We start from the raw sequence: 13,670 nt of genomic DNA on the forward strand, positions 1-13,670 counted from the left end.
ATTACTGCATTATTTACTAATGATCTCACTATCAACAGGTTTTATGGAGTAGGTGTCGGTGCAGGAGTAGGTGTGGGTTTTGCTTCACCGACTCCGTTAACAACACCGGCAGCACCGGCTGCGCCTGCGCAACAACAAGCGCCAAGAACCAGGGCCACGATTATCCAAACAATAGGACCGACGCCGCCGTTAATTTCCATCAATTCGTTCTCATCCAATGTTTTAAAATTATTTTCCATATAATTCTCCTTTCGCTGATAAATATTATTTTGTTCCCCAGATAATAGGACCTAAAACATTCTTCCCAAAATCTTTGCCGATCGTATAAGAAATGGTTGCAACTCCCGCCAATGCAACTATATAGGCGACTGTTATCGTAATTGGATCGGCTCCTCCGTTAATTTCCTCCAGTTCGGCTGCACCAAGCTCCTGTAGTTCATTCGATTGTGTCATCTCTCTCATTTTTTTCTCCTTTTACATTGTGGCCGCCACACATGCCTCCCGCGGTAAAACAATAGTGCCGGCATCTTGTTATGAAACACCGGTCAACGACCGTAAGTTTCTCCTATGTTTTTATATCTTTTCAGAAGCAAATATTATGCCAGAATAACGAATGGCTGTTTTAAAAAAGGTGCATTACAATTTTTTTATGAGAGGATTAATTTCTTGTATTGATAATAATAAGAATATACATTAATCAATTGATTTGACCTTTAATAAATACATAGCTAATTTAAATTGAATTTCTTAAAAAGGTATTCATTCCATATCACTTCTTTCGCAGTTTTGCTAAAATGACTGTCGCATTTCTGCGAAAAATCTTGACCAAACCTTATTTTTACGCTACTCTTTTAACCTGTATGTTCCTCCATTCATATGAACAAATAGCCGGGGATATCGAAAAAAAGGGATTATCCCCGGATAATTACATCATCATTAATGATCTTAAGCATTGCGACGAAGCGGACCTTGATTATGAAAAATATATCTATATAAACGACTGCTCGAGAAGAACAGACGTTTCAACGGCAAATATACGGTTTTTTTTTGATATCCTAAAATCGCAGGGGTACGATATTACCCATTTCTTTGACAACGACACGAAGTATTCATTCGCATATCTGAACGATTATTATCAATGGATCCCCATGGAGGACTATTACGAGCTCGTGTACAGAATCATCGATTTCCTCGGTTTCAATAATGCAAATCCGCGGTTTGCCAAGAAACTCGGAAGAATAGCGGCGGAACAGGATAAAACGATGGTCAATTTTTTCCATCTTGCACTCAAGTTTATAAACGCAAATACATTTTTTGAATATTTACCTTTTTTTATAAGATATTTTAATTCCGATTTGAGCGGACAGTATGTTACACAGGATTCTATGGGTGCAGGCAGGCTGAAAATCGTCATTATTTTAAAAAACTTTGATAATTATTCCGAAGATATTCCGATATGGACGATTCTGTTTATGAACGGTATTTTTGAAGCACTGCCCCGCAGAATTAACAGAAATTACGCAGAATCTAAAATAGTCTACTATCAAATCGGACTAAAACGCATGCTTGAAAGGGATTACAAACACCTCAACCTTAAGCTTGTAGAAAAAGGAGCAAGTCTTTTTATTAATGGAAAGGAATATGCACGGAAAGTTTTATTATTAAAAGAGCGAATTCAGTGCCGATACTCATTCCATACGCGTTTTTTTAGCCTTTTTCGACGCATTTTCCTTAGAAAAAAAAGACTCCCGGCATTCAAGGAAATATATTCGGAAAAATCCATAGCCGTGCAGGATTTGGGGCGGGCCGAACTCGATGAAAAACTTGCCCAAAAAAAAGGCATTGTATGTTACCAGGTAACAGATGATTTTCTCATACGGGAAAGCGGATTTATTCTAAGGAAAGGAGAAGTATTTGGGTGCCCCTATTCACGAATCGATTTTATCCTTGATCTTAAAACCGTGGTAAAACAGGAAGGAATCGGAACCTTCTCAAAGAATATAGACGCACTCAACCACCATCTGTTTAAATTAAAAAGCCAGATTGTCGATCTGGAAAATGCAAAAGAGATAGCAGAATACGAAGCCCGTGCCGCTGAACAGGCAAAAACAAAGCTGGAAGAATTGAATGCGACCCTGGAAAGCAAGGTTTCCGAAAGAACGGCGGCATTGGAAAAGGCAAATAGACAGATCGAAGAGGCAAGCCGTCAGAAGACAATATTTTTCGTAAATCTTGCCCATGAAATCAAAACGCCTCTCACACTCATTATCAATTATCTGGACAGACATATACAAAAAACAGGAATGACAGACGAACTCCGTGTGATACGGCAAAACCTCGATATACTCAAACGTGATATTATAAATTTTCTTGATTCCGAAAAACTTGTACAGGGTCAGATATTTTATAATCATGAACAGATTATCAATCTCTCCGAGATGGTAACACAAAAGGGAAAACTTTTTCAGGAAATTGCTTCCAAAAAACGGATAAGCATGCTGGTTTCCGTGGAGCCGTCCTTGCATATAAAAGCCGACCCGGCCGCTATCGACAGGGTTGTCAATAATCTCCTGGACAATGCAATCAAATACACAAATGAAACCGGCACTATTGAAATGCATCTTAAAAAGAATAACGGTCTGCATCTTATTATCAAGGATAACGGAAGAGGAATTCCGGAAGACCGTATTCATTCCATTTTCGAGCCTTTTAACCAGATCTCCGGGAATAACCGGAATATTCACGGCATCGGGATGGGTCTGTATATTGTCAAAAAAATTCTCGCCGCGATAGATGCCAGGATTCATGTGGAAAGCAGGGAAAACTGCGGAACCGTTTTTACAATACTGTTTTATGAACATTGTTTGCGAATGAACGACAGTGTGGAAAAAAAGATTGAATATACGTTACCCGTCGATACATCCTCGCATTTAAAGCCAAGGCAAAGCGAAAAACGGGAAGGGGCACCCGTTATTCTCATAGTCGAAGACAATGCGGATTTATTATTTTTTATTCATTCCAGATTAAGCGAACATTACAATGTCATTATTGCCCGCGATGGCAACGAAGCTTTCGAGAAACTCTCTAATAATCCCAAACCCGATCTCATTATATCGGATATCATGATGGACAAAATGGACGGGTATGAATTTCATGATGCGTGCGCACAACATCCCCTCTTTCGTGATGTACCGTTTATTTTCCTCACTGCCAGATCATCACTCGATGAAAAAATAAAAGCATATTCATCAGGTGCCGTCGATTACATTACAAAACCTTTCTATATTGATGAACTGGAGTTTAAAATAAAGGCGTTGTTGCGGTACCAGCGAATAAAACGGGAGTTGTACGAAAAAGAGAAATATGCAACAATAGGCATGCTCGTAAGCGGTATTTCCCACGAAATATTAAATCCCCTGGAGAGTGTCTATGCCCCTATCGAAAACCTGGAAGACTATTTAGGCAGACGAAAGCTTGGTGATGAAGATACAAGGGGTTTTTTCGAACGAATCTACAAGAATCTTGACCGCATCGGGAAAATGATAAGAATGTTAAAGGTGTTATACTATGAACACAAATTAAAAACCGATGTCATTGATGTCAAGCAAATCGTCGCTGCCGTATTGGATTACTATGAAGAGAAGATTCGTGAAAGAATAGCTGTTCATTTTAGCTGCGATGATTCGGTCGTTATCAGTGGAAATGAGGAGGCCTTATTCCACATTATAAGCAATCTTATTGCAAATTCCATCGATGCGATAAAGGACAGGGGAGATATTTTCATCAACATAATAAAAAAGGGGGGGAAACCGGTGATTATACTAAAAGATACGGGGTGCGGAATAAACAAGGAATACATGGACGATATTTTCGATCCCTTTTTTACCACAAAACAAATCGGTGTCGGCACGGGACTTGGATTATACATCGCAAAACATCTTATATTAAAACAGGGATGGAATATTCACGTTCGATCCGAACCTTTGAAAGGATCGGAGTTTATCATTGAAATAGAGAAATAAGGATGACATTACAATGAACAAATCTGTTTCGGATATAAGCATTCTCATTGTCGATGATGAAGAGAGTCTGCTCGTTGATATTGCCAAATATTTTCTCGATTACAATATAAAGACATTTTCCGAACCGAACGAGGCCGCATTAAGTCTTGCCTCCTCCTACTATGATATTATTGTCGCAGATTACCGTATGCCCGGACTTTCGGGTATCGAGCTCCTCATCACCGCAAAAAAGTCTTCCTCTTACCATTACGGAATTCTCTTTACCGCATTTGCCGATAAAACAATCCTCGAGCAGGTCATCAACAATAACCTGGTAAAAAGAATCGTAGAAAAACCGGTAAAACTAAGATCGTTAAAGGCCGTTATCGATGAGGCGATTGACGATTGCAGAAAAAAGAAAGAGGAAAAAAAACGTCTGGAGCAGCTGTCCCGGTACTATGAAAACTCGAAAAGAGAGTGGGAAGATCCCTTTTCAAGGATTATCGGACTCAACCACGGGCTTAATGATGTATATAAAAAAGCAAAATCTGTTTCCAATCTCTCTATTAATGTCTTTTTAACCGGTGAAACCGGTACAGGTAAAGAACTTATCGCCCGGTTTATCCATGAAATGAGTCCGCGATGCGATAATCCTTTTATTGCCATTAACTGTTCGGCATATCCGGAGAATTTATTGGAGAGTGAACTATTCGGATATGTAAAAGGTGCCTTTACCGGCGCAGAAAGGGACAAACCCGGAAAAATCGAACTTTCGGATCACGGGACCCTCTTTCTCGATGAAATCGGCGAACTCAAATCCAACCTGCAGGTCAAATTGCTTCGGGTTATCCAGGAAAAAAAGATTGAACGGCTTGGGAGTAATACGGTTTATTCCGTCGATTTCCGGCTTATTACGGCAACAAATCGGGAACCGATGGAGTGTATTAAAAACGGTTCGCTCAGGGAAGATTTTTATTACCGTATTAATGGATTCCCCATACAGCTTCCTCCCTTAAGGGAGCGTCGTGAAGATATCCCGTTTCTGGTTGCGTATTTTTTACGAAAGATAAGTACAGAACTCTCAATACCCGAGCCTGTAATTGAAGAAAGTGCTCTTGAATTACTTAACGGGTATAAATGGCCTGGCAATATCCGGGAGCTTGAAAATGTCATGATGCGGGCGCTCATCCTTTCTATGGATAAAAAAGTGATCAGCGAAGAGAGTCTTGATCCTTTTTTTCATATGAGCGGATGTAACATGAGCAACTTCGGAAAGGCAATCACAACCCTCAGCAGGGAGGTCATCCAAAAAAAGCTTGAACTCAAACATATTGAACAATATATATTATGCGAGATTCTGGATTATTTCGGGGGAAACGTCAAGCAGGCAGTCGATAATACAGGCATATTGAAAGACAAGTTTTACAGAAACAGGAAAAAATAGTAAAATGCCTCTCCTTCGAAAGAGAGGGCAGTCCGGAATCCGCGTTTTTTTTCGCTTCATGCTATAGCGGCATTTTTGCCGGAAACAATACCCTGATTAATCGGCTGCCGAGCCTTATCAGCAACTGCTACGTGATTTCCGCCGCCGGCCTGATTATAGATCCTGCCGATAATCAATACCACCTGCACTTCGGTCACGATTCACAGGTAGCATTGGACAGTCGCCCTGCCGCAGAGATGATTGTGACTTTTATGCATTATCCGGGTTTTGGGGCGCTTTACTGATGTTTATAAAGTGTTTTTATAAATCATAATAATTGTTTATAAAGATAGCAATAAATATATCGCCCAAGCAAATTTATCACGATGTTTTTTTGCCGCCGTAAAGCGGATAGTCAAGGATTTTATTATACCTTTCGCCAATATAATTTTTGAAATAACGGAAAACTGGATTATTCAAAATATGGAAGACGCTTGTGCAAAGATAAAGTAATTAAAATAGCTCCGGATGATTTCGGTTCGGGATTTTCTTCGTTTACACTTTTACGGCAAATACCATTAGATATTTTGAAAATCGATCGCAACTATATCAGCAATATTCCCGGAAACAAAAGAGATGCGACCATAGCCGGCAGTCTGATCGCCATTGGTCATAGTATGGATTTACAAGTGGCGGCGGAAGGAATAGAAAATGAAGAGCGCCTTGCTTTTTTAAACGCAAAGAACCGTGATCTGGCACAGGGATGTTATTTCAGTGTTCCCGTTCCCAAAAACGAAACAACAAAGTTATTGGGAAAACCATACCCCGGCGGATAAGCTATTCTATAACGATTCAACTTTAGAATTCATCCTCACGGATGGCACCCTTGCCGTCCGGCTTCCGCTTTTTTGATAAAAGCGTCCGTTTTTCCTTACCGGGCGGAGAGGAGACGTTCACTCCCGGAAAATGTATCCCGCCGGGCGAACATAAAAAAACCGCGCCCCCGAAAGAAGGCGCGGTGATCCATTCAGGCGTTTCCCGAATACCGTATCCGGGAAATCCCGGTTACGGTACTGTTTTATAGGTCGCCGTGAGTTTTCCGTTTCCCGTAAACCCGTAGACTTCCGTCATCGGTGAATTACGGTCCTGGACGATGCCGCCGGAATCTCCCGACCATGCATCGAAATATACCTGTCCGCCGTTCCATTGACTCGACCAGCAGTATTTATCCGCGGTCGCGATATAGATTCGCGAGGCATTGGTAACCTTATATTCCTGTTCCTTCTCGCCCGGATTACATCCCGTATGGTTCGGATCGATATATCTGACCGTCAATGTGTAGGTGACGGGGTTCGGGGTGGGCGCGGGCGGAGCAGTCGGTTCGGGAGTGCCTGAAGCGGGCGTCGGGGTCGGCACGGTATCCTCGCAGTTTCTGAGGTAGCTGTCCGAGGTGAGGACATTGTGCATCACCGTGTTGTCCTTGAGGTAGCGGACCTGGTAACTCAGCGGCATGACCGGGGTGTTCACTTTCGCGTTCCGCGCGTCATTGAGCCACGCGGTGAACTGGGAGTAATCGGTCATCATTGGCGTAGCCGAGGCGGAGTCACCCCCTATCACCACCATCCTCATATCGCATTCGTCAAAGACTTCCCGGTGCTTCGTGTAAATCTCCGTGGTCGAACTGCCGAGGTTGTCCAGGCCCAATGACGCGTCGAAAGCCTCCTTGAAGGCGGTCTTTACCGTGACCGAATCATAGGAAGACTCCGCGAGGAGGAGGGCCATCCTGCCGTACCCGATGGACGCGACATAGCCCGGCGATACATTACCCGAGATCTGATAACCGATGTCATACCAGTCGACGGAATCGTCGAAGAAATCCGCCGGTGTATGAGGAATATCGATGTTGCACCGGTAATAGATCTGCATGAACTTGAAGAGGACTTTGCTTCTCCGGTGCGTCTCGTCCCACCGGAACTGTTCGGTGAACGAGGCGGAGAGCATTCCGTTTATTCCCGCCTTCATGTTCACGCCGATTTCGACAAAAAGCTGTTCTTTCGAATAGACATCGGCAAAGGTATAGCTCATTTGCGCCGGGACGGTGCCGTCAGCGTTTTCCATGACGATACTGTTCAGGGCTTCCGCCACAACCGAAGCCTTCGGTTCGACAATGTCCCGGTGAATCGAACCGGCTGTATTGCCGATGGTGCAGTAGACGGTGAGGGGCCCCCGTTTGGCCGTAATCGGTTTGTATGCACCGGTTACGATCGTCGAACCGTCTATAATTGCGCCGGGCCATATTACCGACGCCGCCGGATCGAGCAGGAACAGTTCGTCCCAGCCGAGATTCACCTTGTAGTGCGTCACCACGCACTCGGATTCCGGGTCGACCGACTCATCCATGGAAAGACGCGGTGATTCCTGCGGCTGTTCCGCATACACGGCGTCGTAGATCCGCTCGTTGATCTCCGTCCTGTTATCGAGCGGCGGCGCGTTGTCTATGGTACATCCTCCCGCCATGACAATGGCGGCGAGTAATATCGTCGTAATAGATTGATATTTCATACTATTCTCCTTGTTATTTAAACATCATCGTTTATCAAATATAATATTGTACTTCGGCAGTTGCCGTTACGGCGAATGCCGTTATACTTTTTTCTATTGTCCCGCTAAAACGGGCAATTATTATACTATAAAAACCTCCTCTCATCAATCCGTTTTTTTTGATCGATCAATTGCTTCTGTAATAAACAACGACCGTATTCCGTGAATCACTCGATTTTTTTTTGTTTACAAAAAGCGGCCAAATATGATAGGTATGAGCGAGTGATTTCCCGGACGAAACCGTTGTTTATTAATAGGAAGCGACACATGAAAAACAGAGAATGTCATGGATTTCGGCAATGATTTCATAAAGCGGCTCAAAAAGAAGGAAACGGCCGCGTTCGAGGAGCTTTACCGGCTCACCCGGCATGATGTATTCAATTACATCAAATACAAGGTGAACGGAAATGCCGGTCTCGCCGAAGACCTGCTTTCGGAAGTGTACTGCAGGGCCATCGAATACGCCCACACGCTCAACCCCAACCCCAACCACAACGTGACCGGCTGGCTTATCCGCATCGCACAGTCGAAGGTAATTGACCACTACAGAAGGATGAAGCGGGAAAACAGGATGATTGTGGTGCAGTCAGCCGCCGCCGGCCACACCGCGGTGCTGAACATGCTGTCCAATCCCCCGGAATCGAGCCTGCTGGAAAAGGAGGACGGTCTTATCGTATCGATCGGGTTTTCCCGTCTCTCATCCGTCTACCAACAGGCCCTTTCACTCAAATATATCGACGAGAAAAGCGTGAGCGAGATTGCCGCGATCACCGGCAGGACGGAAAAGGCGGTCGAGAATATGCTCTACCGGGGAAGAAAGATGCTCGAGCGGGAACTGGAACGCGCGGCAAAGGAAAAGATCTACTGCTTCAGGGAAGGAGGAGAGGCGTATGAAAGCGCGTGAATCACATGAAGAGCTGATAAGGCATCTTTTGAAAAAGACTTCCCGAACCTCTTCGATCGGCAGCCGGGCCGAAAGCAGGGTACTGGCGCGAATCGGCGAATACACACAAAAAAAGGCCTTCCGGTTCAATCCCTTCCTCTCGCTTTCACTCAATCCGTCACTCTCACTCATTCTCGTGATTCCCCTGATCGCGATCCTATCCCTGACTATCGCGCTGCGGATAACCGGCGCCATGGATAACGCACTCCCGGAGATTGTCCTTGCTTCCGGGTCCGCAATAGAGATGTCGGAAAATGAGGCGGCGCTTCAAACGGGCGACCGGATCTCACCGGATACCGTTGTACGTATACCGGAAGGTTCCGCGGGTGATTTCGCGCTTTCAGGGAAAGCCCGCTTCCGATTCTTTCCGGGATCGGTCTTCAGTCTCACAGTGCCTTCCAATTCGGGAAAGACGGTCGAAATTGCTCTCAGCACGGGCAATCTCTATATTTCGAAGACGCGCGCCCTGCTTGACGGTAAAACGCTCGCCGTGAGGACGGGCGATTACACGATGGAACTCACGGGAACGAGAGTGCATGTGCAGCGTTTCGAAAACCTGATCAGGGCTTTCTGCTATGAAGGAATCGTCCGCGTCCGTCTCGCCGGGAAAAACGACGGACGCGACATCTATACGCTTTTAGCCGGCGAGTGCATCGCCATTTCATCCGTGAACGGCAAACCGCATTACGATATCGACGGATTTCTCGACACGGCAGCCGTCGATTTCGACAGGGACTGTATCGAATTTCCGCCTTTTGAAGCCGCATTCACAGCGCGGCACTCCGGGTTTCTCACCCCATACGAAGGCCTTCCCGAAGCCGATACGAATGCCGAATGCACCCACTCCGTTCCCGTGACTTCCTCCGATTCTGTCCGGCAGGATACGACCGAAGTCGCGGAGCCGTATACCTTCCGTCTGATCGGCACCGTCAACGGCGATGAGTTCGGCGGGAATACCCCCGCGTTCGTGACCGGCGCATCCGACGGGATGAGGGGATACATTCTCACTTCACACGACCTCTTCCTCGTCGATGAGCGGGGATTGAGGAAATGCGGCGATTTCCCGTCGCATACGACGTTCAAGGTGAAACCTGTCGTTTCGGAAGACAGTATCTGTCTCCTCTCGACGCGCGCAGTGTATCTTCTCGATAAATCGACATTCAGAGTGAAAGGCGAGTATCCCCTGCCTGAGTCCGGAAGCTCCGAAGACAATTACCACCCGGCAGCTGCCGGAAAATCACTGATCGTACCGGTTTTAAACAACGGATATTATTCACTCGACCTGCAATCCGGGCGCAGGGGGCCCGTCCGGTTTTTCATCGAGCGCTTTCCGGTCACACCGATCGTATGGGAAGACGGCAGGATGACAGTTGGGGCCTCCTATGAAAATTACCTCGCCATGATCGATACGGACGGGACGATCGATTGGAAATACAGGCTCGAGGGAATATCATACGTGAATCCGGTCAAAGCAGGCGGCCGCATCGTCACTTACCTCGGCACACACGATTCATCGTCGATCCTGATACTCGACAGAAAGGGCACACCGGCCGGGAAATGGCCCCTTCCCGCCCCGGTGAACTCGGACATGGCCGTATACAAGCAGTTGGTATGCGGCTACACAACGGAAGGAGTTCTCTTCTCTCTCGATATTACGACCGGAAGGTACACCGAGATTGCCGCACCCTATAAAAGCGGCTTCTCGAACAGGACATGGAGGATGATGTGTCCCGCAGTCGCGGGAACGCGCCTTGTTTCCGGAAGCGCAGGCGGCGATGTAATCGTCTATGACTTTGAAGACGGGAACATCGAATATACGGGACAGATCGGTAATAGCGAAAGCTTTTACTCATCACCCATCGTGTTTACCGACCGCGTCTACCTCGTTTCCGACAGCGGAAATGTCTATACCGTGATCAAAAACGACAGATGATGCCCAGCGCGCCGACATCAAAGGAAAGATAACCCCACGATTTCAGGTCGGGGAACTCCGGATAACGGCTGCCTGCTGAAAGTGGAAAGGCGATGTTGAAGAACAAACCGCTCCAGTACACCGCGAAGGATTCTCCGATATTCCAGAAAACCCCGGCCTGCGCTCCCAGTTTGGAAAAAAATACCATTCCTTCACCGGAATACGTCACGGGATCTTCGACATGCATTTCGATATGATAGGAGTCATGCATATTGAGTGTCGCGATCGCGTTGATGAGAATGCCTATGCCGCCCCCCGTCCTGAAAGAAAACGGGATCAACCTTATTTCGTGCTGATGAATATACGGGATGGTATTCAGCCGGGAATCCATAGTCCCCGGATAGTTGTATGAATAACCGTATCCGGCACCGAGACCCAGCACGGGCGAATAATACCAGTAGACATCCGCTTCCGCCGATACGATTGAAAGGCAGGGGGCGTATGAAAAAAGCAGAACCGGTTTGAGTAGTTTCTGATAAAAAGAAACGATTACCCTCCGGGAGAGAAGCCTGTTCGTGTAAAGCAGTTCCTCGAGCTTTTTTTCCGTCGCGATATGCTCACTCAATTCCTTAGCCAGTGTTTGCTCGGAAAGCAGCGGAAGGCGTTCGTTGAGGCTTTGAGCGAGTATCGCAGCTTCCCTTTCCGGATCAAGCGGAAACCCTATCGGTATCCTCATTATGACGCCGGACGCCGTTTCGAAGACCTCCACCGTATATCCTGCTTCATCGCCAGTCACGTAGACACCATAATGGCAGTCCCGTCTCGCGAGTAACGATTGCATGGCCCCGGGATCGATCCCGGTTACCGATCGGTCCATATAATCGATCATCGGAATGAATCTTTTGTCTTCGAGCAGCTTCGCGAGGCATCTGCCCATCACGTCCCGTATCACCGCTTCATCCCTGTCGAGCGTACCATTGGTTAAAATGAGGAGCAGCCGTTCCCTGACGGGCACCGGACTCAAGGCATCGAGTATTTTTTTCTCATTGTCGCCTCCCGCCCCCCCCGCTCCGATCTCTGTAAGGAGAATGCCGGTAAGCGGCCGGCACGAATCGATGAGTTCTGAAAAATCGGTAAACGTACGGGTCTCGGTAACAAGAAATCGCGAATGGAGCGTATTGAAAAGCCTGACGGTAACCACGAAGGAGCCGGATATCTTTTCGATGCGGCCGCTTACGATAAAATCTGCAAACAGCTGCTTTCCCGCCTCGATGTTGTCGTTTACGCTTTCCCCGTCGAACGACGAGCGGGAAAAGCCTTTAAGCAGCTTGTTGCGTTCGTATCTGCCTATCACGTGGCACAGTGAGGTTTCGAGCAGGTTCTGATTGAAAAGGTCGACGAGCATCGAACATTTTACCGGCGGCAGACCGCTTCCTTCGAAATCCAAAACGGCGACGACGGGCTTTCCGTCCGCGAAAAGCCCGGGGCCGGCGAACGATAACACGAGAACAAGGATTATATATACGCTCCGTTTGTATTGCGCGTGCCGTCCGCCCATTAAAACCTCACTCCGAAGGAGGCGGTCAGGGAGAGACAAAGAAAAGAAAAAGGAGAAAACCCCCACACGTAGGAAAGCGACCTGCTTCCGTATTCGTATTCGCGCGGGTCCGCCGTCTCGAGCGTCCAGGACAGTCCGAAGCTGGAAAACCTGAAACAGAGAAAAAACATGCGGTTCAGGTAGAGGGAGAAACCCGTGACGAGCGGAAGCGAAAAGGTAAGGCGGGTTGCGGTCGGTCCCGGTTCGTATTCCGATTCAGCGAGTGCGAGACATTCTTCATTGTAATCGAAGGTGACCGCGAATCCGGTATCGAGGCTGAAGGAAAAAAGCGAAGGCGTATGAATGCCAAGGAGCAGGTCCAGCCCCGCTTCGTTACGGAATACCCCGGGGACCATGATATCGAGTGGGATATATTCGAGACCGGCCCTCATATGCAAGTTACCGGAGAGATACCGCGTATATTCGATACGGAGGGGAAAACCTGCGAGTGAGTTTTTTCTTGACCAGGTAATCACGGAACGGCCCAGCGATATACCGGTCATCGTACTTACGGCGACTTCGTTCCGTTTTCTCAGAATCGAATCAAGCAGGGTTTCTTCCGCATCGAGTCTGGCCCGGAGTCTGTTCACGATCTGCTTCTCCATAATCGCCTCCCTGGCCAGAGCGGGCAGACCGGCGGCGATCGTCACTGCGATATCCCGGCACATCTCATCGAGATATTCGTTCCTCTCCTGATCGACGGGCATCACTTCCGAAAAACAGTTTTTAATACGAAGCGTCGCGACATCGGCGACGATGACGGTGATGTGCAGTTCCTCTCCTTCCGTGTAATAATCGCCGAAAACGCAAGTCTCCGCGGCGTAACGGATTTCGACCGCCTTCATGAACTCCCCGAATCCCCGTGTCCGGGACAACGCGAGTGTACCCTCGTCACCGATGAATAGATTAAGCGAATCCTGTTTTCTCAGATTGTTTTCGAGCACGTAGAAAATGGTGTGCGAAAGATACGCGTACTCGCCGTTTCCGGTGAGGTTTGCGACAGGAAGGAGAAGCACGGAACGTTTGACCAGTACGTCGTCTGAACTCTCCGCCAACACTGAGACAGACACTACGCCCAGAATCATGATGATCCACATGAATGCCATATATCGTCGATAGCGTTTCATAAATATGCGTATCATCATAGCAGAATCATTAATGTGACGCAATAAAAAAAGCATTCCCGCATACAC

At 47.0% G+C, this 13,670-nt stretch carries 10 protein-coding genes; 5 read left to right on the forward strand and 5 right to left on the reverse strand.

Annotated features, from left to right (window positions below; all coding sequences use genetic code 11):
- Positions 1-41: 41 nt before the first annotated feature.
- Both JW881_01715 and JW881_01720 read right to left on the reverse strand, forming a co-directional pair.
- Entirely contained in the window at positions 42-239 is a 198-nt protein-coding gene (locus JW881_01715) for a class IIb bacteriocin, lactobin A/cerein 7B family (protein MBN1696205.1), read from the reverse strand.
- A 25-nt stretch (positions 240-264) separates the two neighbouring features.
- Positions 265-462 (reverse strand): class IIb bacteriocin, lactobin A/cerein 7B family, encoded by a 198-nt coding sequence (locus tag JW881_01720; GenBank protein ID MBN1696206.1) that lies wholly within the window; start codon positions 460-462, stop codon positions 265-267.
- Positions 463-794: 332 nt separating this feature from the next.
- Between JW881_01720 and JW881_01725 the strand changes: the two genes are divergently transcribed.
- From JW881_01725 to JW881_01735, 3 genes are all read left to right on the forward strand, one after another.
- A complete protein-coding gene (locus JW881_01725; GenBank protein MBN1696207.1) occupies positions 795-4,022 on the forward strand; it encodes a response regulator in 3,228 nt (1,075 codons plus the stop codon).
- Positions 4,023-4,035: 13 nt separating this feature from the next.
- Positions 4,036-5,445 carry a sigma-54-dependent Fis family transcriptional regulator gene (locus tag JW881_01730; protein ID MBN1696208.1) on the forward strand — a complete coding sequence of 470 codons (1,410 nt, stop codon included), beginning with the start codon at positions 4,036-4,038 and terminating at the stop codon, positions 5,443-5,445.
- Between the two features lie 473 nt (positions 5,446-5,918).
- Positions 5,919-6,260: an EAL domain-containing protein gene (locus JW881_01735; protein ID MBN1696209.1), complete on the forward strand. Its 342-nt coding sequence runs from the start codon at positions 5,919-5,921 to the stop codon at positions 6,258-6,260.
- 229 nt (positions 6,261-6,489) lie between these two features.
- Here JW881_01735 and JW881_01740 read toward each other — a convergent pair whose 3' ends face one another.
- Positions 6,490-7,986, reverse strand: a complete 1,497-nt coding sequence (locus JW881_01740; GenBank protein ID MBN1696210.1) for a thiol-activated cytolysin family protein — start codon at positions 7,984-7,986, stop codon at positions 6,490-6,492.
- 325 nt (positions 7,987-8,311) lie between these two features.
- Here JW881_01740 and JW881_01745 point away from each other — a divergent pair, with 325 nt between their 5' ends.
- Both JW881_01745 and JW881_01750 read left to right on the forward strand, forming a co-directional pair.
- A complete protein-coding gene (locus JW881_01745; GenBank protein ID MBN1696211.1) occupies positions 8,312-8,929 on the forward strand; it encodes an RNA polymerase sigma factor in 618 nt (205 codons plus the stop codon).
- Complete coding sequence (locus JW881_01750) at positions 8,916-10,901, forward strand: FecR domain-containing protein (protein MBN1696212.1); 1,986 nt, start codon at positions 8,916-8,918, stop codon at positions 10,899-10,901. The genes JW881_01745 and JW881_01750 overlap by 14 nt, the downstream gene beginning before the upstream one ends.
- Here the strand turns inward: JW881_01750 and JW881_01755 are convergent.
- The gene (locus JW881_01755) at positions 10,885-12,438 is read right to left on the reverse strand and encodes a hypothetical protein (GenBank protein ID MBN1696213.1); all 1,554 of its coding nucleotides are present in this window, start codon (positions 12,436-12,438) and stop codon (positions 10,885-10,887) included. The two genes, JW881_01750 and JW881_01755, sit on opposite strands and share 17 nt — an antisense overlap.
- On the reverse strand, positions 12,438-13,622 hold the full coding sequence (locus JW881_01760) for a hypothetical protein (protein ID MBN1696214.1): 1,185 nt from the start codon (positions 13,620-13,622) through the stop codon (positions 12,438-12,440). Before JW881_01760 ends, JW881_01755 begins: the two co-directional genes overlap by 1 nt.
- Positions 13,623-13,670: the final 48 nt, after the last annotated feature.

It is taken from the genome of Spirochaetales bacterium (genome assembly GCA_016930085.1).
Taxonomy (GTDB): Bacteria; Spirochaetota; Spirochaetia; order SZUA-6; family JAFGRV01; genus JAFGHO01.